This is a genomic window from Dehalococcoides sp. (assembly GCF_041654235.1).
Taxonomy (GTDB): domain Bacteria; phylum Chloroflexota; class Dehalococcoidia; order Dehalococcoidales; family Dehalococcoidaceae; genus Dehalococcoides; species Dehalococcoides mccartyi_B.
Genome location: NZ_JBAZDW010000025.1, coordinates 1 through 20,736 on the forward strand (window position 1 = coordinate 1; position 20,736 = coordinate 20,736).

The following is a 20,736-nucleotide window of genomic DNA, read 5'->3' on the forward strand; positions in this document are numbered from 1 at the left end:
TTCGGTAAACAGCTCTGTAACCTTCATATTGGTACTGCCCATGTCAACACCTTCAAACTCGCCTGCCTCTATCTCTCTGAGGTCAAGTGCGGTATTGATGGCAAGACCATGCTCAAGTGCAATCACTTCGGCGGTTACTTTTGCCCGGCTGAGAGGGCTGGCATATATGGCAGACAGTTTTTCATCTTTGAGCCGAAGTGCCAGACTACGGGTCTGGCGAAGGCCGTTTTCATTAAGGGGGGTATCACTCAACCCGCCCTGCAAACGGCGCTTATTATTCCAGTCCGTTTCTCCATGCCGAATCAAGTATATTCTGGTCATGTCTAGCCTCTGTCCACACTCCGGCGTTTTTCAAATTCGTCCGCCAGACGGATTCTTTGGGTATAGCTGGGATGATCTTGCGTCAGCCGCTCCAGCCAGTTTGAGGGTTCGGCTTCAGCCAGATTCTGGTTAACCAGACGGGTCATAGCCGTCCGAAAGGCAGACGGGTTTTGACTGATATTCAGGGCAAATTCATCTGCCTGCTTTTCTAATTTACGGGTAAAAAGGCTGAGCACTGGTGAAATACCTATTAACAAAACCGCCAATATACCCCCCAGTAAAGGCAATCCGGCCGGGTCGGAAAGTCCGCTATATTCCATAGCATTGCTTAGATAGCTGAAAATAGCCCCCCCCACCGCTAGGACTCCGAATAAAACCGCTGCCTGAAGGGAAAAAAGACGCAACATATCATTATGCTGCTGGTGGGCAATCTCGTGGGACATGATAACCTCTATCTCAGGTATGGAGTAACGGTCTACCATGGTATCGCTCAGAACTATCCGCCGGGTACGCCCCAAACCCATCAGGGCGGCGTTGGCGGCCGTTCCGTGGGCACTCAGCTCTATAATATATATCCCCCTGACAAATACGCCTATACGCCGGCAAAGCTCTGTAAGGCTGGTTTTCAGTTCCCCATCGTCAAGGGGTTTCATGGGGTAGAACAGAGGTATCAGCCAGATAGGGGCAATAAAAGTCATGCCCATGCTTACCGCCAGAAATCCCAGCCAGACCAGCAACCACCAGATATCCGGCCAGGCACCCATAACGGCATAAACCGCCGCTACCAGAAGCACACCCATCACCAGCGTAATTAAAAAAGACTTGGCAGCATCCGCAAAAAATGTCTGCCGGGTCTGGCTCAAAACCCCGTAGCGTTTGCCCAGAACATACCCGGTGTAATAATCAAACGGCAGGCTGAATATTTCATAAACACACGCAAGCAACAAAAAGTAGATACCGGCTGACCAAACCGGGGGCAACCCCAGATGGCTGGTAAGCTCGGAAGACAGACCGCTAAAGATTAAAAATGATGCCGCTATAGCAATAATACCCGTTTGAATATAAGCAAACCGGCGTTGAAGCCGGCTGTAGTCTCTGGCTTTTTGCTGGCGTTCCGTATCCAGCCCAAGGGGAGAGTTCAAAGTATCTTCGGGGGGAAGAGCCAGTTCATCTTCAAGCATCAGGCCTCCAGAACAAGCCGTATACGCTCCACTGACAGGGGAAATTCGGAAATACCCAGAGCTTTGGTCAGCTGTTCAGGGCGGCCTGCCCCTTTGCTGTCGCACTGGAGGAGCATCCGCAGGCGGAGCATATCATCAGCCAGAGCCAGCACTTCCAGTTCGGCTACCTGAGCACGCAAATCATATTCTTTGACCTTGTCCTGACGCTGCAGCTGCCAGACAAGGCTGTCTTTGGCCATAAAGCCATCTACCGCCTGCCGGCACTCCGAAAGGGATATTGAAGTCCGCACCGTTACAACGTACTCGGCCTGACGCACCAGTGCCTGAAGCGAATCCTGTTCAAGGGGTACAACACAGCTTTGGAGTATCTTGATGCCCTCCGGCAGCTGGCGGTTTATCAAATCTTCAAAATAATGGGGACTGAGAGCGCCAGAAGTATACAAATCCATAAATTCAGCCCGGCTGGTATACCCCACCGGCAAGGGTGATGCCAAAGCCATGCGCGGGTGAGGGTTAAACCCTTCTGAATAGGCGGGTTCTACTCCGGCCCGGTAAAAGGTCCTTTGCCACAGGCGTATTATGTCAAGGTGAGAAATAAACTTCAGGTTTTCTCCCCTTTGGTATTTAATTCTTAGACGCTGCACGTTTTTCCTTTGTTATCAGGACTTCATCAATCTTCATACCCTTCATACGGGTAATCACCACTTTGAGATTCTGCAGTTTTATTTGCTGACCCTGCTTGGGTATATATCCCAAACGGTCCAGTATTAATCCGGCAATAGTCTCATAATCACCTTCGGGTAAATCCAAATCCATTTCAACATTAGCTTCTTCTATCCGCATACTGCCGTCTACCTGAAAGGTGTACTCATTAATAGACTCGTAATCTTTTTCAGCATCCGCCAGCTCATCACCTACCGGTCCGACTATCTCTTCCATCAGGCGGGAAAGACTTACAATACCAGCGGTGCCGCCGTATTCATCTATAACTACACACATGCGGAAGTTCTTTTCCCGCATCTCGTTAAAAAGCTTGCCGATTGGCTTGGTTTCAGGGGCAAAATAGGCCGGCCGCATCAGGTCGTCAACCGAATCCTGCGGGGTATGAGTACCCTTGGCCAGTGCCATCAGCACATCTTTAATGGATAATATGCCCAGTACATTATCCATATTTTCTTCGTATACAGGGAAACGTGACATGGGAGACTCGGCATATAAATCCAGAAAATCTTTCAGGGTCGAGCCTTTTTCCACGCTCTCCACTTCCGGTCTGGGAACTATCACTTCCCGTACCGGCCGGTCAGAAAACTCAAATACTTTATGCAGAAGCTCGGCCTTATCTTCTTCAACCGTGCCCTCTTTATGGCCTACGGTTATCATGGCCCGGATATCGTCTTCGGCCACCAGAGAACTCTTGAGCGAAGGGCCGCCGAACAACTTGGTAAAACCAGAGGATATCCAGCCGAGCAAAGCCACCACAGGTGCAAATATTTTAGAAATTATTTCTACAACAGGGGCTACCGAAAGGGCTATTTTTTCAGAATGCTGGGTAGCCAAAGTTTTGGGTGTAGTTTCGCCGAAAACCAGCAATATTATAGTAACCCCGGCAGTGGCAATAAGAACGCCTGTTTCATTGCCCCATACCGAAACCGCCAGAACAGTACCCAGAGCGGAAGCGGCCGTATTTACAAAATTGTTGCCCAGCAATACGGTAGAAAGAAATTTTTCAGGCCTTTCCATTAATTTGGAGACTTTGTCAGCTCCTTTTACCTTGCTTTGAACCATGTTTTGCAGGCGGAAACGCTGCAGTGAGATAAAGGCAGTTTCAGAGCTGGCAAAAAAGGCGGAAAAGACAACACACAGAAAGAAGAATATAAGGTACCATGTATCGGTACTCATTTTGAAGAAAACCTCACTAACCTAGGCTACAGAGCCTGGATATTTATAATAACATTGACCTATATGGGTGTCAAAGGACTTAGCCCCTTGACATTGTCTATGATATAATCCTGTTTATATGAAAATACTGGGTATTGAAAGCTCCTGTGACGAAACTGCGGCCTCCGTGGTGGAAGATGGGGTAAATATTCTCTCCAACCGGATATCTTCACAGATAGATATCCACTCCCGTTACGGCGGAGTAGTCCCCGAAGTGGCTTCCCGCCAGCACCTGCTTTCCATATTGCCGGTTATTAAAGACGCACTGGAGGAAGCCCGCACTGGTCTTGATGAGATTTCCGCCATAGCCATAACCAATGGACCCGGGCTGGCAGGCTCTCTGATAGTGGGGGTAAATACCGCCAAGGCCATAGCCGCTGCCCGCCGTATACCTCTGGTAGCGGTAAACCACCTGCACGGCCATATCTACGCAAACTGGCTTTTCGGCAAAATACCGGAGTTCCCCTGCCTGTGTCTGACTGTTTCAGGCGGGCATACGGACTTGGTGCTGATGAGCGGACACGGGCAGTACCAACTGCTGGGACGCACCCGTGATGATGCCGCCGGAGAAGCCTTTGACAAAGCCGCCAGAATACTGGGATTAAGCTATCCGGGCGGACCAGCCATAGACAGAGCCTCCCAGGATGGCCAGGCTGTACTTGATTTGCCCCGTTCGTGGATACCCGGCAGTCATGACTTCAGTTTCAGCGGGCTAAAAACAGCCCTTCTCAGGCTGGTGGAAAACGGTGAAGTTTGTTCGGTAAATGATGCCGCCGCCAGCTTTCAAAAAGCAGTGGTAGACGTGCTGGTAACCAAAACCATAAACTGCGCCCAAGAATATAATGTGAAGCAGATACTTCTGGCAGGCGGGGTAGCTGCCAATAATCTGTTGCGTAAACAGCTAAGTGAAAAATCCTCCCTGCCGGTTTCCATACCGCCGATGGGGCTTTGCACCGACAATGCCGCCGTAATAGCCTCCTGCGGCTATTTCCGCTTTATATCCGGCAAGCAAGACGGGCTGGATATGGATGTACTGCCGGCACTGTCAGTTACTTCCTGAAGTGATTGACAATCTTTTTTGGGCAAATAAAAAAGGAACCCGTTTCCGAGCTCCCTTTTACAACCTGTACAGTATTTGAGGCGGCCTGTACAGTTTTCAAAGACCATCCAGATCTTCATTAACTGTAACCATTGTAGACCAGTATCAAAGACCTTACTATCGTACTTATTACGTAAATTGACTGCGCATTTATGCTTAGTACTTTAATATACTATCGTATATTTTTAAGCCGGGAGGTACTTTTCAGTCTCTGTTAAACCCTGCTATCTGACTATCCAAAGACCATATAGAGAGTTTATACCCTTGGTTGATATAGCTATATTTATTTTTGCAGCTATATTTCTTCTTATTTTACCCTAAATACCTGTAATTATCTCTGTATACAGTTGCAGGTAACCTTTCAGTACTGTATTATATTGCTGTTAGCAGTCTCGTACTGAGACTGCTAAAAAATTGCCGCATAAATATAGTTAAATATTAAAAGGAGGAATAATGGCAATTAGATTCGAACCCCTGCACAACATGGTACTCATCCAGCCCCAGGAAAAACAGGATATGAGCAAAGGCGGTATCATCATACCTGACGCCGCTCAGGAAAAATCCCAGGAAGGCTTGATTGTAGCCGTGGGCCCCGGCCGTCTGGATAAAGATGGCAAGCGCGAAACCATGAGCATCAAAGTTGGAGAGAAGGTTCTTTTCCCCAAATTCGGTGGTGTTGAACTTAAATCTGGCGGCGTGGAATATATCATCATGCCCGAGAGCCAGATCATGGCTAAAATCGTAGGCTAAATTTTTTAACGAATATTAGGAGGTATAATGGCTAAGCAGATTATATTTGGCGAAAAAGTCAGGGTCTCCCTTAAAAAGGGTGTTGACACTCTGGCAAATACAGTAAGAGTAACCCTTGGCCCTAAAGGTCATCCCGTAGCCCTTGAGCGGAAATGGGGCGCACCCACTGTTATAGATGACGGTGTAACCATTGCCCGTGATATTGAACTGCCCGATGCTTTCGAGAATATGGGCGCCCAGCTGGTCAAAGAGGCCGCTACCCGCACCAGCGATGCCGCCGGTGACGGTACCACCACCTCTATCGTACTGGCTCAGGCCATTATCAACGAAGCCTTCAAGAATATTGCCGCCGGTGCCGAACCCATCAACCTGAAACGCGGTATTGAAAAGGCTGTTGCCGCCCTAAAGGCCCAGCTCCGCAAGAATTCCACCCCCGTCAAGGGCAAACAGCAGATTGTTCAGGTTGCTACCATTACCGGTAAAGACCCTGAAATCGGTAACCTGATTGCTGACGTTATGGACAAAGTCGGCAAAGACGGCGTTATCACTATTGAAGAATCCCGTGGCCTGCGTTATGAAACCAGCTATGTAGAAGGTATGCAGTTTGACCGCGGTTATATCAGTGCCTACTTCGTAACTGACCCCGGCCGCATGGAATCCGTCATGGAAGATGCCACCATTCTTATGACTGACCGCAAGATTGAAACCGTTGCTGAGCTTCTGCCCGCTCTGGAAAAAATCCTGCAGATTTCAAAGAATCTGGTCATCGTAGCTGAAAACGTTGAAGCTGAAGCTCTGGCTACTCTGGTAGTCAACAAGCTGCGCGGCAACTTAAACATCTTGGCTGTCAAAGCCCCCGGCTATGGCGACCGCCAGAAGGCCATGCTGGAAGATATGGCTATCCTGACCGGTGGTCATGTAATCAGCAAGGAAGCCGGCCGCAAGCTGGATTCCGTAACCGAAGCTGACCTTGGTCATGCCCGCAGGATTGTTTCCAATAAAGACAAGACCACCATCATTGACGGCGAAGGCTCTGCCGAAGCTATCAAGGATCGCATCAAGCAGATTAAGGCCCAGATTGAAGAAACCGAATCTGCCTTTGACCGCGAAAAACTGCAGGAACGCCAGGCTGCTCTGGTCGGCGGCGTAGCCGTTATCGCCGTAGGCGCTGCTACCGAAACCGAAATGAAAGAACGCAAAGCCCGCGTTGAAGATGCTCTGGCTGCCACCCGTGCCGCCATTGAAGAAGGCATCCTGCCCGGCGGCGGCACCGGCCTCTTGAATGCCCTGCCCTGCCTTGATGCCCTGAAACTGGAAGGCGACGAAGCCACCGGTGTCAATATCGTCCGCAAGGCTCTTATTGAACCCGTCCGCTGGATTGCCACCAACGCCGGCAAAGACGGCAACGTCATTGTTGACAAGGTCAAGAACTCACCCGTCGGCCATGGTTACAACGCTGAGAATGATGTCTTCGGCGATATGGCTGAAATGGGTATCATTGACCCCACCATGGTTGTCCGCTCCGCCCTTGAGAACGCCGCTTCTATTGCCAACATGGTTCTCATCACCGACTCACTGGTAGCTGACATCCAGGAAAAAGCCCCTGCCGCCCCCGGCCCTGAAGCCGCAGGTATGTACTAAGACCCAAACGGGTTAAACAGAAAAGGGCGAGACCAAAGTCTCGCCCTTTTCTTTACTCAAAACTATATTTATAAATAGATACGTTGTCTAGTCTTTCAGTAAACAGCTCACCTTTTCTTTATCAATCTGCCCCACCAGAGCCAGCCGCATCTCTGGTTTCCTGAAATACTCCCCTGCCAGTTCCATTACGCTTGTCAGGGTCACCCCGTCTATCAGGCGGATAACATCTTCATGGGTGTTTACCCTTCGGCATAACAATTCCTGGGAGCCTATCCATTTGGCCATATAGCGGCTGTCTTCCATAGCCAGCTGAATCCGCCCCTTGGACATTTCCTTAGCCTTTGTCAACTCTTCTGCGGTTATAGTTGTCTTGGCGGCTTCCATCTCCGAAAGTATAGCCTCTATGCAAGCCGTCAGATTTGCGGGGTCCACAGCGGCAAATATGGAAAAAGCCCCTGTATCATGCAGGAACTCCGTACCGGACTGGACAGAATAAGCCAAACCCAGATTATCCCTGACATGGGCAAAGAGACGGCTACTCATGCCGTCACCCAGTATGGTATTTAGTATACTGAAAGCATAACGGCGGTTATCCAGCCGGTTCATACCCGGCATTGCCAGCATCAGGTTAATCTGCTCTGCATCCCTTTTGTCTACCCCTACCGGACAGGGGTTGCCGGAATGATAAGGTTCAAAAGTCTGAACTATATTCTGACCGCCCAAACCGCTGAAGGCCTGACTGATAGCCGAAACCGCGGGTGAGTGCTTTATATCTCCGGCTACTGCCACCACTACATTGGCCGGGTTATAATGGCAATGCATGAAACTAAGTAGTCTCTGCCTGTCCAGACCTGCCACACTCTGGCGGCTGCCGGCTATATCCCTGCCCAAAGGGTGATTCGGCCAGAGTATTTCGTCAATCAACAGACCTACCCGGTGGGAAGGGTTGTCCATGCTCATGCTTATCTCTTCGTAGACAACCTTACGTTCTTTCTCAAGGTCTTCAGGATCAAACACAGGGGTTACCAGCATATCCGAAAGCACATCCAGTGCCAGAGCAAATTTGTCACTGCCCACTTTGGCGTAGTAAAGGGTGGACTCACGGTCGGTAGCCGCATTCAAAATACCACCCACCCCCTCTATGGCGCTGGAAATAAGCTGGGAATTGGGGTACTTGGCACTCCCTCTAAATACCATGTGCTCTATAAAATGGCTGGCGCCGGCTTCACAGTCTTTTTCATAACGTGAACCCACCCCTATATATACGCAAATGGTAACCGAACGGCTGGCAGGCATGTGGTGGCTTATCACCCGAAGGCCGCTTGGCAAAACACTTAATTCATACAAATAAACACCTCGCTTCTTTTTGAATAATAAACATGGTCTCAAAGGGTGTCAAATGGAACCGGTGGATTAGACACCTAACCATGTCTGCTTTATAATTAAACAAGGCGGAAAAATGCACGAACTGTCAATAACCGAAGAACTGCTTAAAACCATTGTAGCCAAGGCAGAAGAAGCCAAAGCCCGAAACGTCAGCCGGATAAATCTGGTTATCGGCGAATATGCGGGCGTGGTGGAAGACAGTGTAAAAATGTGTTTTGAGATACTCAGTCAGGATACAATAGCCAATGGGGCAGTTCTGGAATTCAGCCGTATACCTGCCAAGTTCCGTTGCCGCCTGTGCGGCCATACCTTCCCTTCCGGCCAAAATTTACTTGTCTGCCCGGAGTGTCAGGGCTGGAATGCCGAAGTGATAGCCGGCAACGAATTTTTTATTGAAAGCATTGAGGTAGATGATGAAAGTCAAAGTTCTTAAAAATATAACCGATATGAATGACCAGCTGGCCACCCGAAACAAGCATATGTTTGCCGACAAAGGCATACTGGTTATAAATGTCATGTCTTCGCCCGGTGCCGGCAAAACCAGTCTGCTTTTAAAGACTATCGAGCTGCTGGGGAATGATGCCCGGGTGGGTGTGATAGAGGGTGATATTGCCTCAAGCGTAGATGCCGAAAAGATAGCCGCAACCGGCTCGCAGGCTATCCAGATAAATACAGATGGGGGTTGTCACCTTGACGCCAACATGGTAGCAACCGCCGCAGACGGGCTGGAACTGGACAAACTGGATATCATTTTTATTGAAAACGTGGGCAATCTGGTCTGCCCGGCCGGTTTCCAGCTGGGTGAAGCCAAAAGGGTAGTTCTGGCATCCGTGCCGGAGGGTGATGATAAACCAACCAAATACCCCTTTATGTTCAGAGATACAGACGTAATAGTCATAACCAAAATGGATTACCTGCCCCTCAGTGATTTCAATATGGAATCCTTCCGCAAAACAGTGCTGGGTCTCAACCCGGACGTCAAAATAATTGAGCTTTCAGTAAGGAATGGACAAGGGCTGGACGAATGGATAGCCTGGCTGAAAAGCAACCTTCTACAGAGGCAATAAATGCCCGCACCTAAACAAACCAAACGGTTTGCCTTCGCACTTAGCGGTGTTGTCCAAGGGGTGGGTTTCCGCCCGTTTGTTTACCAGCTGGCCGCCAAACACCGCTTAAACGGCTGGGTCAGGAATACCTCCGCCGGAGTGGAGATTGAGGCAGAAGGTGCAGGGCAGGCACTGGACGCCTTTTCAGAAGAATTGACCAGTCTTAATCCGCCTCAGTCAGTTATAAAAACATTCAAACAGACTGAAATACCTTTAACAGGCGAAGAAGGGTTTGAAATCAAACCCAGCCAGAGTCTTGCAGGCCGCTTTCAGCTGGTCTCACCGGATATAGCCACCTGCACCGAGTGCCAAAAGGATATCTTTGCTCCCCGAAACCGCCGTTACCGCTACCCCTTTACCAACTGTACCAACTGCGGACCCCGTTTTACTATCATCGAAGATATACCCTATGACAGACCCCTGACCACCATGAAGAACTTTAAAATGTGCCCTGACTGTCAGGCCGAATATGACAACCCTTTGAACCGCCGTTTTCATGCCCAGCCGAATGCCTGCCCGATATGCGGCCCCCGCCTCTGGCTGGCCGACAAAACCGGTACAGAGCTTTCAAATACCGATACCATAGCAGAAGCCGCAAAACTGCTTCAAGACGGTCAAATTTTAGCTGTACGGGGTCTGGGAGGCTTTCTGCTGGCCGCCGACGCTACCAATCCACAGGCCGTAGCCACCCTTAGAAACCGCAAGCACCGCCCTTCAAAACCCTTTGCGGTTATGCTGGCAAATCTGGAAGAAGCCCGAAAATACTGTTCCATATCCAAAGAAGAAGAAAACCTCCTGGTTTCACCCGCCGCACCCATAGTCCTTTGCAGGTGGAACAAAGAAAGCCCCGTTTGCCCTGAAACTGCCCCCGGTCAAAATTATCTAGGCATTATGCTCTCTTACACCCCTCTCCACCATTTACTTCTTAAGGAAATAAACAAACCCCTTGTCATGACCAGCGGCAATCTGAGTGAAGAGCCCATTGCCAAAGACAATGACGAAGCCCTGAAAAGGCTCTGCAATATCGCGGATTATTTTCTGCTCCACAACCGCCCCATCTACTCCCGTTATGATGACAGCGTGGTCATGTATGAAGCAGGCGAAAAGAGGGTGCTCAGACGGGCCAGAGGCTACGCCCCCTACCCCGTCCAGACCCATTTCAAGGGCAAGGAAGTACTGGCCATGGGGCCGCAGGAAAAGAACACTTTCTGCCTGCTGAAAGACGGTTACGCCTTTGTCAGCCAGCATATAGGGGACATGCAAAACCCGGAAACACTGGACAGCTTTGAAGAAACGCTGGCGGTGTACTTGAAACTGTTCCGCTCAAAACCTGAAATAATAGCCGCCGACCTGCACCCCGGTTACATCGCCACCGCTCTGGCCGAAGAATGGTCTGACAGGCTTGACATACCTCTGGTCAAAGTCCAGCACCACCATGCCCATATTGCATCCTGTCTGGCTGAACACGGCTGTGACGATGAGGTTATAGGGGTGGCTCTGGACGGCACGGGTTATGGTCTGGACGGGAATATCTGGGGCGGGGAATTTTTCTGCGGGGGTATAAAACAGGGATTTAGCCGCCAAGCCCATCTAGAATATTTGCCGCTCCCCGGAGGCGAAGCCGCCATCAAAAAGCCTTACCGCACAGCGGTGTCATATGTCTATACCCTGCTGGGAGAAGAAGGCTTGTGCTTTTTTAAAGATATAGACCCGGAAGAACTGGATATTATAAAAAGCCAGCTTAACAAAAAACTGAATTCCCCGCTCACTTCCAGTACCGGCAGGCTGTTTGATGCGGTTGCCGCCCTGTGCGGAATCTGCCGGGTGGCCAACTATGACTCACAGCCGGCCATAGAGCTGGAAGCCGAGGCAAAAGATACTGAATTTGCCCAGTTCTACCCCTTTGAGTTAGACTTAGACAAGGGCATTTACCTGATTCGGCTGAAAGGTATACTGGAAGGTGTGCTTTCGAACATCAAATCAGGCAAAACAGCCGCTTATATATCGGTAAAATTTCACAATACTGTCAGCCAAATAGTTCTGGACACCTGCCGCAAGCTTTCATCCGAAAGCGGGCTTACCAAAGTAGCTCTTTCAGGCGGGGTTTTCCAGAACAGACGGCTTTTCCGGCAGGTGATACAACAGCTGGAAACAGAGGGGTTTAAAGTGCTTACCCACAAGGAAATCCCCTCTAATGACGGCTGTATATCACTGGGTCAGGCGGTAATAGCCGCCAACCAAGGAGGATTATAATGTGCCTTGCAGTCCCTGCCAAAATAATATCCCTTGAAGACAGCGTGGCGGAAGTGGATCTGAACGGAACCACTTATAAAGCCAGCGTCATGCTTACCCCTGAAGCCAAAGTGGGTGATTACGTACTGCTCCACACCGGCTATGCCATACAGGTAATAGACGAAAAAGACGCTCTGGAAACTCTGGAAATATTCAAACAGATGGAGATGCTTTAGCCTGTGAATTTCATAGAGGAATTCCGAAACAGCCAGTCAGGGCGTACCCTGCTGGAATACATAAATAAACGTTCCACCAAGCCTGCCCGCTTTATGGAGTTTTGCGGAGGGCATACCGTAGCCATTTTCCGTTACGGCATCCGCCAGCTGCTGCCGCCCCATATTGAAATGCTGTCAGGACCGGGCTGTCCTGTCTGTGTAACCTCTACTGCCGATCTGGACAAAGTCATAGCCCTGTCCAGACTGACCGGGGTCATCATCTGCTCATTCGGTGATCTTTTGCGGGTTCCCTCCAGCCGCCAAAGCCTGCTGGAAGTGCGGGCGGAAGGGGCAGACGTACGCATTGTTTACTCTACCATGGACGCATTGGAGATAGCCCGCCAAAACCCTGCCAAAAAGGTTATCTTTGTGGGTATAGGCTTTGAAACCACCGCTCCCACCATTGCCGCTTCGGTAATTCAGGCGCGTAATCAAGGGCTTGATAATTATTATGTAATGTCGCTCCATAAAATAACCCCTCCCGTCATGCGGGCTATACTGGACGCGGGTGAAACCCGTCTTTCGGGCATAATCTGCCCCGGACATGTTTCTTCCATCACCGGCAGTAACGCCTGGGAGTTTATCCCCAAAGACTATCATCTGGCCTGTGCCGTTTCCGGTTTTGAAAGCCTGGACATACTTTATTGTGTCAAGTCACTGGTAGACCAAGTGGAGGACAAAACTCCCCGTCTGGATGTCAGCTATTCACGGGCAGTCAAACCCGAAGGCAACCTTGCCGCCCTGAAGATTATGGACGAAGTATTTGATATCTGCCCGGCCAACTGGCGCGGCATAGGTATTTTGCCCGAAAGCGGTCTCTGCCTGAAACCAGTATTTGCCGCTTTTGATGCTGAGAAAAACTTTGAAATAAAACTCTCCGAACCCAGCCGCGAAACACCCGGCTGTTTGTGCGGCGAGATTATTAAGGGCACCCGGACACCGCTGGAATGCAAGCTGTTTTCAAAGGTTTGCACCCCGGAAAATCCGGTCGGGCCGTGCATGGTCTCCTCTGAGGGCACTTGTGCCGCCTATTACCATTACGGAGGCAAACTTGGATAAAACTAAGATATTACTGGCCCATGGTTCGGGCGGACGCCTGACCCATGACCTTATTTCCAAATACCTTGTCCAATCCCTGTCAAACCCGCTTTTAAACAAACTGGACGACGCGGCTGTTTTTAAAACCGGGGGCAATATGGCTTTTACCACCGACAGTTACGTGGTAAGCCCCATTTTCTTTCCCGGCGGCAATATAGGCAAACTGGCAGTCTGCGGTACAGTAAACGACCTGTCTGTCATGGGGGCTGTCCCCAAATACCTCAGCCTGTCATTTATCATTGAGGAAGGGCTGGACATAACCGTTCTGGAGAAAATCATACAATCCATTGCCGCTGCCGCTAAAGAAGCCGGGGTAGAAATAGTGACCGGAGACACCAAGGTAGTCAATATCGGCAAAGCCGACAAGATATTTATAAATACGGCCGGGGTAGGCTTCATACCCGAAGAGCTGGATATATCCGGTTCCAACGCCCAGCCGGGTGATGCGGTAATTGTATCCGGCACTATGGGTGACCATGGTATTGCCATTATGGCTCAGCGTGAAGGACTGAACTTTAAAATAGCAGTTGAAAGTGACTGTGCTCCTTTAAACGGGCTGATAGCCGATATGCTTAAAGCCTGCCCCCGAATACACGTCATGCGTGACCCCACCAGAGGCGGGCTGGCCACCACCCTTAACGAAATAGCCGCCCAATCACAGGTAGGTATAGAGCTTGACGAAGAGTCCATACCTGTCAAACCGGCAGTGGGCGGTGCCTGCGATGCGCTGGGGCTTGACCCGCTGTATGTAGCCAATGAAGGCAAGCTGATAGCTATCCTGCCTGAGGAATTCGCACCAAAAGTACTTTCGGCTATGAAAGCCCATCCGTACGGAGTAGACAGTGCCGTTATCGGGCGGGTCACTGCCAAAAACCCGTCACGGGTCAGCATCCGCACCCCGCTGGGGGCACTTCGGATACTGGACATGCAAAGCGGCGAGCTCTTGCCCCGCATCTGCTAGCATAACCGGACAAGCATTGACACAGGCTGGACAGCTATTCTGCCCGGCCTGTTTTATTTTCCACCATCCGCATTATTATTTAAAACATATTGACAGCGCATCTTTATACACTATAATATCAGAGATATTGAATGAATGTTCAATGAATTTTAAAGGAACACCATGCCAGAAACAATTAAAGCAGATAACCGCAAAATGCAGGCTGAAAAACGCCGCCGTGAGATACTGGACGCTGCCCTTAAAATATTTGCCGAACAAGGCTATCAGGGGGCAACCATAAGCCAGATATCCGAAACCGCCGGAACTTCGCTGGGACTGCTTTACCATTACTTTCCCAACAAAAAAGCCCTTATGGAGGCGGTAATAGCCGAAAACAGCTTCCTGCCCATGCTAAAAAACATACTGGGCAAACCCGGCAACCAAAACATACAGACTGTCTTAACTAAATTGTGTCTGGAATTTTACCGCCTGCTTGAAAACAAAAAAGAACTGGTAAGCGTGTTTTTACGGGAGGGAACCAGCAACCCGACGGTGCGGCAGGTATGGTTCGGTATGCTCGCCCAAGGGGCTCTTTCCTTTAAAATATTTCTCGACCAATATGTGGAACGGGGAGTGCTGAAAGCCCACTCCACTGATATTTCCGCCCGCAGCCTCATGTCGGCAACCGTTATGCTTTACCTGACTAATGAAGCCTTTGGAGAAGGGTTTGCCAAACCGGCGGAATTCATAACCCAGATGGTAGCCAACCAGCTTAGCGGTATAGAAATTCGCCAAAAAGAATAGGAGAATAAAATGAAACTGGAACGCAAACACGGCATCGGTATTATGGCTCTTAGTTGCCTTATTCTTACCGGAGCGGTACTGATATTTATATCCGTACCGGATTGGGGTAATTTTATCGGTTCATACTTTCAGGGAGTGAACCCAGATGAGTATTCCCCGCAGGTCGCGCCTTTGCTAAGCACATGGAAAAGCCTTTTCAGCCCGCTGCTTGCCCAGGTAGGCGGTTATATGAAGGCAGCCGGCATCTTCGGGGGTTGCGCCTTAAGTATTATGGGACTGATAGCCATGTTTGTGGGTATCAACATCGTCCGTCAGAGTGCAAAATCCATTTAATAACTCTTTGACAAGTAATACCGAATAAAAGCTAAATTGCCCCCAGGCGGAGTTGACTTTGGGGGCAATTTAGTAGTAAGATACTTCTCTAGATTTTTACAGTTTAGGAGTGTAGCTCAGTCCGGTAGAGCAGCGGTCTCCAAAACCGCCGGTCGAGGGTTCGAATCCTTCCACTCCTGCCATACTGGCCGAGATGGTGGAATGGCAGACACGCTAGCTTGAGGGGCTAGTGAGTGATGAGCTCGTGGGAGTTCAAATCTCCCTCTCGGCACCAATAAGTTATAGGGGCGGAAGTAGTTCAGCGGTAGAATGCCTCCTTGCCAAGGAGGAGGTCGCGAGTTCGAATCTCGTCTTCCGCTCCAAAATCATTTAGCTGGCGTAAAATCTAGTCTTTGGCTGGGCGACGTAGCCAAGTGGCAAGGCAGGGGTCTGCAAAACCCCTATTCAGCGGTTCGAATCCGCTCGTCGCCTCCAAAACTCCTTCGTCACTCATCAATTTTCTTTTGAACTTTGTCTTACCTTGAAAATCTTTATTTACCAACCCTGCATTAACCGTCATTACCTTCACTTATATTTTGTTTCAACACAGTTTAATATCCTAAGGGGATATCTATTAATCTAAACTGGGGTTGAACATGGCAAAATATCAACAAATCCAAACTTTACCGAACATTCCCTGCACCAAAAAACTTTCACCGAGAGTGCCTCCCGACGGCATAATATAGCTGGATAAACGCAAGCAAAATATTCTGCTAATCTATCTATCTGCCTATTTGAAATCGGGTAGCGTCCAGCAGGGCGTGCCAAAACAGACCCGTGTCACTTAGTTTATATTTCAAACCGGACACAGGCGTATATTTCCGAAGGAACAGGCTATTGCCCCAAAATCCGCTTTTGAAAACAGCCGAGGAAATTTATAGCTTTTTGCCGTTAAACCCTGCGGCGAATTGATTTCAGGCGATAACCCAGCAAAGCCAGCAAAGGAACAGATATAAAAAATGACATAAACAGCCAGTCCGAGTTCTGGTTAAGGTGGGTAACTTCAGCCAGCCCCAGAGTTAATACCCCTCCCAAAACAGCCCCCAACCCGCCAATTCTGGCAGAACCGGAGTAAGCCGTTTTATAACGCAGCCAGACCATAGACAGGCAAAGACCTAACGGATAACCCAGTACTATTCCCAGAATAGCCCCGCCCAAAGCCGCAAAACCGGCTGAATCAGAGCCTATGACAAACACTGCCAGCCTGCTCAGCATAACCGCACCCGCAAGCCCACCCCCAAGCATGATAACAAATGCCAGTACATGTTTAAGAAAACCCGGGGCTGCAAATATATTTTTTAATTTCATTATTCCAGTATAGCTTTTTTCCTTGAAAGAAGCACCGCAAGACGCTAAAATGGCGTTACTAATTAGCCGGGGTGGCGGAATCGGCAGACGCAGCGGACTTAAAATCCGCCGGAGCAATCCTTGTGGGTTCGACCCCCACCCCCGGCACCACTTTGAGGCTGTCATATGCCTTTACTTTTTATCCTTCTAAGTTATCTGCTCGGAACTTTTCCTGCAGCCTATCTGGCCGTATACCTGAGCCAAACCGGAGATATCCGCCTGAAGGGTGACCGGAACATGGGCGCCCAGAATGCCTGCCGTTGCCTTGGCTGAGGCTGGGTCATACCCAGTTTCACTTTTGACCTTACCAAGGGTTCTTTGGCCATCATGCCGGCTCTGGCGGCTAGTCTGGATACCGGCTGGGTCATGGTTTGCGGGTTGGCTGTGATTATCGGACATAACTAGCCTGTCTGGCTGAGTTTCAGTGGAGGACGCGGGGAAGCAGCCGCCATAGGTGCTGGTAATTGCCACCCAGCCGATGCTTTTTATGGGCAGGCTGGGTCTGCTGGTGCTGATATTTACCTCCAGCGTTATTGCCGCATCTGCGGTTATGTTCAGACTTTTATGGCTGGCGGTCATGATTTACGGCCTGCCCGGCGGAGTTATCGCTTACAGCATCGGACTGCCGGTAGTAGTGGGGCTTACCCATTACATGCGCACCCTTAAAGGCCGCTCTCAAACCACATAAAAAATCCGGGTTTAAACCCCGGATAATTTACATATTGCCACCATTGGAAACTCAGGACTTTTCTGTCCATCCCAGTTTCTGCCAGAGCCGTTCAAACCAGCCCTGTTTAGGTGTGCTGTCAGGGGTATTCTCACCCGGTGCATTAAGCAGTTTAAGCTGACTCTCCATTTGTTTAATCTTTTCAGTAGCCGCTCCTAGCTGGGCAGCCAAAGCCAGATTTTTTTCATGAAGTTCACGGACTACATCCATAAACTGGATAGGGGTTTGGATAGTCTGCAGAGAAAGGTCTTCCTCGTCTTCCTTCTTCAGGTCAGAGGGAATTTCATAAATGCGGTATTCCTCGCCAAAAGAGCCGGGAACCAGTTCTGCCTGTATCTTGCCGGACTTGATATAACGCCGAATGGTACGGGTGGAAACACCCAGTAAATCAGCGGCTTGGGCAATAGTCATACCTTCTTTAGTCATGGCTTGACAAGTGTAGGCAAAGATACAAGTTTTGTCAAGGGGTCAAAAAACTTTAGCCAAAAACTGTGTGACAGGCGAATTAAAATACCGCAGGCAAATAGCCGCAAATGGAAAAGCCGGGGATGTTATCCATACCCCCGGCTATTTCAACAAACAGACAAAAAAACCTTATGCTTTGCCGATTTTGAACATCTTGGTTGCGCAATCGGGGCAAACACCCTGAGTGGCGGGACGGCCGTTCTTCATGGTGATCTGCTTGGTATTTTTCATTTCCTTCTTAGCGCGGCATTTCATACAATAACCCTGCATAGCCTACCTCCTATTAGATTTGTATAAACGATAAAACACTCTGAACGCAATGTCAAGCCTTTAGCAAACATTTTTTAGCTATATTTCAGTTTAGCCCCCTCCGGCAACCGCTCCAAGTATCTCTTCAAGGCGTAAACCTTTGATAATCATACTGATAGCAATAGCCGCCAGAAACAGGCTGAAAATCCGTGACATAGCTTTGAGACCACCCCGTCCCATGTAGTGAACAAACCATTGGCTGGACTTAAAAATGAGCCATGTTGCCAGCATATTCAGGGCAAAGGAAATTAGTACTATATACAGGGGAAATTGGTTTACCAGCAAAATCAGGGTAGTGATAGTGGCCGGCCCCATGGTAAGGGGAGTGCCGATGGGTACAACCGCCACCATTTCCTCTTTGATAACCTCTACCATATGCCCGCTGGTCATATAGCGTATGGCAAAAAGAAGCAGGATAAGACCGCCGGCAATGGCAAACGCCCCTACGGATATGCCCATCAGGTCCAGTACCAGCTTGCCCATGAAAAGAAACAACAGCCCCAGTAAAGAGGCGGTAATAACCGCAAGATTAACTACCTTTTTACGTTCTTCGGCAGTGGATTGGTCGGTAATGGATATTACAAACGGCAAATTACCCACTGCGTCCACCACGATAAACAGCGGCACAAAGGTCAGCAGAATATTATTCCAGAAATCACTCATATTTTAGTAAACCTCTACTCCAGAATGCTATGTCCTGACGGCATATTCTGTCAACAGATATTATTCTTATTGCCAGCAGGTTTATAATAGCTGGCAAAGGATGCGAGTAATTTTTTGATAAAATATTTTTTCAAAACTGTCTGGCACTTTGACGCCCCACCTGAAAAAGTCTGGGAGCTGATTAAAGATGCCCGCAGCATGCCGGAATGGTGGCCGGGAGTAAAACGTTTTGAAATACTGTCTAAAGAACGGGAACTGCAGCCGAGTTGCCTTATACAGGCTTCCGTAAAGGGGCTAACCGGAGACCTTAACTTTGAACTGGAAGTAAGCAAGGCAGTACCCTGCCATGAAATCGTAATGCTAAGCAGGGGAGACTTGATGGGGCAGGGGGTATGGACACTTACCCCTGACAATGGCAAGACCATCAGCACCTATATCTGGGAAGTAACCACCACCGGCAAACTGATGAATGCCATAGGTTCTGTCTGCAAGCCGGTATTTATCTGGAATCATAACAGGGTAATGACAGCCGGCTTTAAAGCCCTTAAAAAACGCCTCTAATAAATTACTTGGAGCTCAGAGACAAAGGCAGCAGATAAGTTTGACCGGGTTTGCGGTTAAGATATGACTTGGTGTATTCCTGGGGGAATGAATACACTATTTGAACCTTGGGGTGTTCCAGCCAGAACAGGAAAACACCCACCACCTGCGGTTTAGTGCCGAACGGCCCTATCACCATGTTGTAGGTGGTCTTTACTTCATCATAAATAGACTCAAGTATATTGCGGACTGCCCATGGGTTGTCCGCCGGAGCCTGCCGCACCTCCACCGAGGGCTGGGAAAGCAGGTACTCATTGTTTTTTTCAGCATACTTCAGGTATTCAAGGTTACTGTCCCGGGGAGCGGTTATAAGGGCAATGGTGCGGGTGGGATTAAACTGCTTCCAGACCGAAAGTGCCCGTTCGGGTTCAAAACCCAAGAAAAGCACCAGAACATTGTCTTTTTCCAGAGATATATTTCCGAAGTAATTTGTAACCGTACTTATCTGCTGGACACCCTGAGTCAAACGGGTGGGGGAGTAGGACTGGGTGGTATGAATCATACGGGGCAATCCCAGATTAGTCTCCGCTACCAGATAATGCAAAAGCCCCAGCAGATACACCTTGGTAAAACCAGAAATGTCCACGGTTATAAAAGGCTCTTCGGAATCTTTGGGTTTGCACCTGTGCCAGATACTTTTTAACTGACCAATACCGTCAACCGGATCTTCGCGCTGACAACGGATAACAAATAAACCCTCGGCTGTCTTCCGTGAGAGGATAGACTGTATTTTGGCAAGGTTAACTTCTACTAATTCTTCATGGCGGGGTTCTTCAATCACAAAGATAATGGAATATCGTGCCCGGAAATTCGGGCTCATCCGCTGGATAGAAGCTACACACCGTTCCTCAAAACTGGCGCAACAGATAAAAAGGTCATCCGGCCCGTATTCATTCAGACGGGTCAATACCTCTATCAAAATTGGTTCTTCAGCCGCCTTCATGGCTTCTCCAGACAAACCCGCATTTTGCCCAAATATAAACGGAATCAGTCCATAAGTCAAATTGCTCCAAAGCAGGCTACGGACACTACCGCCCAAATATCCCCCGTTATATCATTCATAACCCCCATTTAAAGCCCTTTAACAAACAGCTATAATGGTATAATCTAAATACCGGACAGGAGAGTGACATGCTGTATTTTGCATACGGACAGAGCCTCAGCCGAAAACAGATGAAGGAAATCTGCCCGGATGCCACCCCCAAACAGAGTGCCACGCTGGCTAACTACAGGCTGATTTTTCTGGGTTATTCACGCAAGTGGCATGGGGCACTGGCCAGTATCAAACCTTCCCGCGGTGACAGGGCTAAAGGAGGACTTTACGAGATAAGCGAATCCGGACTGCGCAAACTGGACGCCCATGAGGAATATCCGGCTAACAGCGAACGGATAAAAGTAAATGTCCATAACGAAGACGGGAGTCTTTTGGAAGCCTTTACTCATACCCGCCGCCGCTCTGATGACGAGGCCAAACCCTCCGCC

25 protein-coding genes and 5 tRNA genes are annotated in these 20,736 nt (G+C 49.3%); 20 read left to right on the forward strand and 10 right to left on the reverse strand.

All coding sequences use genetic code 11. The features are described 5' to 3' along the window. From WC259_RS04405 to WC259_RS04420, 4 genes are all read right to left on the reverse strand, one after another. The coding region (locus WC259_RS04405) for a histidine phosphatase family protein (RefSeq protein WP_372643320.1) at positions 1 to 321 on the reverse strand (321 nt) is incomplete at its 3' end. A 2-nt stretch (positions 322 to 323) separates the two neighbouring features. Beyond that, a complete protein-coding gene (locus WC259_RS04410; protein ID WP_078409745.1) occupies positions 324 to 1,502 on the reverse strand; it encodes a M48 family metallopeptidase in 1,179 nt (392 codons plus the stop codon). After that, complete coding sequence (locus WC259_RS04415) at positions 1,502 to 2,146, reverse strand: TIGR03936 family radical SAM-associated protein (RefSeq protein WP_061977470.1); 645 nt, start codon at positions 2,144 to 2,146, stop codon at positions 1,502 to 1,504. The genes WC259_RS04410 and WC259_RS04415 overlap by 1 nt, the downstream gene beginning before the upstream one ends. After that, a complete protein-coding gene (locus WC259_RS04420) occupies positions 2,127 to 3,401 on the reverse strand; it encodes an HlyC/CorC family transporter (RefSeq protein ID WP_061977473.1) in 1,275 nt (424 codons plus the stop codon). The genes WC259_RS04415 and WC259_RS04420 overlap by 20 nt, the downstream gene beginning before the upstream one ends. A gap of 118 nt (positions 3,402 to 3,519) precedes the next feature. Here WC259_RS04420 and tsaD point away from each other — a divergent pair, with 118 nt between their 5' ends. From tsaD to groL, 3 genes are all read left to right on the forward strand, one after another. Continuing rightward, positions 3,520 to 4,500, forward strand: a complete 981-nt coding sequence (gene tsaD, locus WC259_RS04425) for a tRNA (adenosine(37)-N6)-threonylcarbamoyltransferase complex transferase subunit TsaD (protein ID WP_303677728.1) — start codon at positions 3,520 to 3,522, stop codon at positions 4,498 to 4,500. Positions 4,501 to 4,992: 492 nt separating this feature from the next. Beyond that, positions 4,993 to 5,289 carry a co-chaperone GroES gene (gene groES, locus WC259_RS04430; protein ID WP_011309786.1) on the forward strand — a complete coding sequence of 99 codons (297 nt, stop codon included), beginning with the start codon at positions 4,993 to 4,995 and terminating at the stop codon, positions 5,287 to 5,289. 27 nt (positions 5,290 to 5,316) lie between these two features. Next, positions 5,317 to 6,930, forward strand: a complete 1,614-nt coding sequence (gene groL / locus WC259_RS04435; protein WP_011309787.1) for a chaperonin GroEL — start codon at positions 5,317 to 5,319, stop codon at positions 6,928 to 6,930. Positions 6,931 to 7,017: 87 nt separating this feature from the next. On the opposite strand, the gene WC259_RS04440 is transcribed toward groL, so the two are convergent. Continuing rightward, the gene (locus WC259_RS04440; RefSeq protein WP_011309788.1) at positions 7,018 to 8,277 is read right to left on the reverse strand and encodes a pitrilysin family protein; all 1,260 of its coding nucleotides are present in this window, start codon (positions 8,275 to 8,277) and stop codon (positions 7,018 to 7,020) included. A 112-nt stretch (positions 8,278 to 8,389) separates the two neighbouring features. Here WC259_RS04440 and hypA point away from each other — a divergent pair, with 112 nt between their 5' ends. The 12 genes from hypA to WC259_RS04500 all read left to right on the forward strand — a co-directional run bounded on the left by hypA (position 8,390) and on the right by WC259_RS04500 (position 15,578). After that, complete coding sequence (gene hypA, locus WC259_RS04445; protein ID WP_011309789.1) at positions 8,390 to 8,749, forward strand: hydrogenase maturation nickel metallochaperone HypA; 360 nt, start codon at positions 8,390 to 8,392, stop codon at positions 8,747 to 8,749. Further along, entirely contained in the window at positions 8,730 to 9,383 is a 654-nt protein-coding gene (hypB, locus tag WC259_RS04450) for a hydrogenase nickel incorporation protein HypB (RefSeq protein WP_011309790.1), read from the forward strand. Before hypA ends, hypB begins: the two co-directional genes overlap by 20 nt. Continuing rightward, positions 9,384 to 11,675, forward strand: a complete 2,292-nt coding sequence (gene hypF / locus WC259_RS04455; protein WP_372643327.1) for a carbamoyltransferase HypF — start codon at positions 9,384 to 9,386, stop codon at positions 11,673 to 11,675. Then, positions 11,675 to 11,890, forward strand: a complete 216-nt coding sequence (locus tag WC259_RS04460) for a HypC/HybG/HupF family hydrogenase formation chaperone (protein ID WP_011309792.1) — start codon at positions 11,675 to 11,677, stop codon at positions 11,888 to 11,890. Before hypF ends, WC259_RS04460 begins: the two co-directional genes overlap by 1 nt. A 3-nt stretch (positions 11,891 to 11,893) precedes the next feature. After that, positions 11,894 to 12,988 (forward strand): hydrogenase formation protein HypD, encoded by a 1,095-nt coding sequence (gene hypD / locus WC259_RS04465; protein WP_015407932.1) that lies wholly within the window; start codon positions 11,894 to 11,896, stop codon positions 12,986 to 12,988. Continuing rightward, positions 12,981 to 13,988 carry a hydrogenase expression/formation protein HypE gene (hypE, locus tag WC259_RS04470; RefSeq protein WP_015407242.1) on the forward strand — a complete coding sequence of 336 codons (1,008 nt, stop codon included), beginning with the start codon at positions 12,981 to 12,983 and terminating at the stop codon, positions 13,986 to 13,988. Before hypD ends, hypE begins: the two co-directional genes overlap by 8 nt. 162 nt (positions 13,989 to 14,150) lie before the next feature. After that, a complete protein-coding gene (locus WC259_RS04475) occupies positions 14,151 to 14,771 on the forward strand; it encodes a TetR/AcrR family transcriptional regulator (protein ID WP_011309795.1) in 621 nt (206 codons plus the stop codon). A gap of 9 nt (positions 14,772 to 14,780) precedes the next feature. Continuing rightward, the gene (locus tag WC259_RS04480; RefSeq protein WP_011309796.1) at positions 14,781 to 15,104 is read left to right on the forward strand and encodes a hypothetical protein; all 324 of its coding nucleotides are present in this window, start codon (positions 14,781 to 14,783) and stop codon (positions 15,102 to 15,104) included. A 105-nt stretch (positions 15,105 to 15,209) separates the two neighbouring features. Continuing rightward, positions 15,210 to 15,286, forward strand: a tRNA-Trp gene (locus WC259_RS04485). Between the two features lie 5 nt (positions 15,287 to 15,291). After that, positions 15,292 to 15,378 (forward strand) — tRNA-Leu (locus WC259_RS04490). Positions 15,379 to 15,391: 13 nt separating this feature from the next. Further along, positions 15,392 to 15,466: transfer RNA gene (locus WC259_RS04495), tRNA-Gly, on the forward strand. 37 nt (positions 15,467 to 15,503) lie between these two features. After that, positions 15,504 to 15,578 (forward strand) — tRNA-Cys (locus tag WC259_RS04500). Between the two features lie 456 nt (positions 15,579 to 16,034). On the opposite strand, the gene WC259_RS04505 is transcribed toward WC259_RS04500, so the two are convergent. After that, positions 16,035 to 16,451 carry a hypothetical protein gene (locus tag WC259_RS04505; RefSeq protein WP_015407243.1) on the reverse strand — a complete coding sequence of 139 codons (417 nt, stop codon included), beginning with the start codon at positions 16,449 to 16,451 and terminating at the stop codon, positions 16,035 to 16,037. A gap of 65 nt (positions 16,452 to 16,516) precedes the next feature. Between WC259_RS04505 and WC259_RS04510 the strand changes: the two genes are divergently transcribed. The 3 genes from WC259_RS04510 (at position 16,517) to WC259_RS04520 (ending at position 17,178) form a co-directional block, all read left to right on the forward strand. After that, positions 16,517 to 16,601: transfer RNA gene (locus tag WC259_RS04510), tRNA-Leu, on the forward strand. Positions 16,602 to 16,616: 15 nt separating this feature from the next. After that, on the forward strand, positions 16,617 to 16,763 hold the full coding sequence (locus WC259_RS04515) for a glycerol-3-phosphate acyltransferase (protein ID WP_226988229.1): 147 nt from the start codon (positions 16,617 to 16,619) through the stop codon (positions 16,761 to 16,763). A 181-nt stretch (positions 16,764 to 16,944) separates the two neighbouring features. Beyond that, entirely contained in the window at positions 16,945 to 17,178 is a 234-nt protein-coding gene (locus WC259_RS04520) for a hypothetical protein (protein ID WP_011309799.1), read from the forward strand. 51 nt (positions 17,179 to 17,229) lie between these two features. On the opposite strand, the gene WC259_RS04525 is transcribed toward WC259_RS04520, so the two are convergent. The 3 genes from WC259_RS04525 to WC259_RS04535 form a co-directional block, all read right to left on the reverse strand. Then, entirely contained in the window at positions 17,230 to 17,643 is a 414-nt protein-coding gene (locus WC259_RS04525) for a helix-turn-helix domain-containing protein (RefSeq protein ID WP_011309800.1), read from the reverse strand. Positions 17,644 to 17,811: 168 nt separating this feature from the next. Further along, positions 17,812 to 17,952 (reverse strand): DUF5679 domain-containing protein, encoded by a 141-nt coding sequence (locus tag WC259_RS04530; RefSeq protein ID WP_012034180.1) that lies wholly within the window; start codon positions 17,950 to 17,952, stop codon positions 17,812 to 17,814. Between the two features lie 90 nt (positions 17,953 to 18,042). Then, positions 18,043 to 18,654 carry a MarC family protein gene (locus WC259_RS04535; RefSeq protein WP_011309802.1) on the reverse strand — a complete coding sequence of 204 codons (612 nt, stop codon included), beginning with the start codon at positions 18,652 to 18,654 and terminating at the stop codon, positions 18,043 to 18,045. A gap of 114 nt (positions 18,655 to 18,768) precedes the next feature. Between WC259_RS04535 and WC259_RS04540 the strand changes: the two genes are divergently transcribed. Beyond that, positions 18,769 to 19,215, forward strand: a complete 447-nt coding sequence (locus WC259_RS04540; protein WP_078409751.1) for an SRPBCC family protein — start codon at positions 18,769 to 18,771, stop codon at positions 19,213 to 19,215. Positions 19,216 to 19,219: 4 nt separating this feature from the next. Here the strand turns inward: WC259_RS04540 and WC259_RS04545 are convergent, their stop codons facing one another. Next, positions 19,220 to 20,257, reverse strand: coding sequence for a hypothetical protein (locus tag WC259_RS04545; protein ID WP_236888126.1), 1,038 nt, complete (start codon positions 20,255 to 20,257; stop codon positions 19,220 to 19,222). A 128-nt stretch (positions 20,258 to 20,385) separates the two neighbouring features. Between WC259_RS04545 and WC259_RS04550 the strand changes: the two genes are divergently transcribed. Further along, positions 20,386 to 20,736, forward strand: a 351-nt coding sequence (locus tag WC259_RS04550) for a gamma-glutamylcyclotransferase family protein (RefSeq protein ID WP_372643336.1), incomplete at its 3' end; no start/stop codon positions are given.

Excerpts from the sequence above, each read along its gene's own strand:
- WC259_RS04410 (WP_078409745.1), bottom strand. The coding sequence starts at position 1,502 with ATGCTTGAAGATGAACTGGCTCTTCCCCCCGAAGATACTTTGAACTCT.
- WC259_RS04420 (WP_061977473.1), bottom strand. The coding sequence starts at position 3,401 with ATGAGTACCGATACATGGTACCTTATATTCTTCTTTCTGTGTGTTGTC.
- tsaD (WP_303677728.1), top strand. The coding sequence starts at position 3,520 with ATGAAAATACTGGGTATTGAAAGCTCCTGTGACGAAACTGCGGCCTCC.
- groES (WP_011309786.1), top strand. The coding sequence starts at position 4,993 with ATGGCAATTAGATTCGAACCCCTGCACAACATGGTACTCATCCAGCCC.
- groL (WP_011309787.1), top strand. The coding sequence starts at position 5,317 with ATGGCTAAGCAGATTATATTTGGCGAAAAAGTCAGGGTCTCCCTTAAA.
- hypA (WP_011309789.1), top strand. The coding sequence starts at position 8,390 with ATGCACGAACTGTCAATAACCGAAGAACTGCTTAAAACCATTGTAGCC.
- hypB (WP_011309790.1), top strand. The coding sequence starts at position 8,730 with ATGAAAGTCAAAGTTCTTAAAAATATAACCGATATGAATGACCAGCTG.
- hypF (WP_372643327.1), top strand. The coding sequence starts at position 9,384 with ATGCCCGCACCTAAACAAACCAAACGGTTTGCCTTCGCACTTAGCGGT.
- WC259_RS04460 (WP_011309792.1), top strand. The coding sequence starts at position 11,675 with ATGTGCCTTGCAGTCCCTGCCAAAATAATATCCCTTGAAGACAGCGTG.
- WC259_RS04475 (WP_011309795.1), top strand. The coding sequence starts at position 14,151 with ATGCCAGAAACAATTAAAGCAGATAACCGCAAAATGCAGGCTGAAAAA.
- WC259_RS04480 (WP_011309796.1), top strand. The coding sequence starts at position 14,781 with ATGAAACTGGAACGCAAACACGGCATCGGTATTATGGCTCTTAGTTGC.
- WC259_RS04505 (WP_015407243.1), bottom strand. The coding sequence starts at position 16,451 with ATGAAATTAAAAAATATATTTGCAGCCCCGGGTTTTCTTAAACATGTA.
- WC259_RS04515 (WP_226988229.1), top strand. The coding sequence starts at position 16,617 with ATGCCTTTACTTTTTATCCTTCTAAGTTATCTGCTCGGAACTTTTCCT.
- WC259_RS04525 (WP_011309800.1), bottom strand. The coding sequence starts at position 17,643 with ATGACTAAAGAAGGTATGACTATTGCCCAAGCCGCTGATTTACTGGGT.
- WC259_RS04530 (WP_012034180.1), bottom strand. The coding sequence starts at position 17,952 with ATGCAGGGTTATTGTATGAAATGCCGCGCTAAGAAGGAAATGAAAAAT.
- WC259_RS04535 (WP_011309802.1), bottom strand. The coding sequence starts at position 18,654 with ATGAGTGATTTCTGGAATAATATTCTGCTGACCTTTGTGCCGCTGTTT.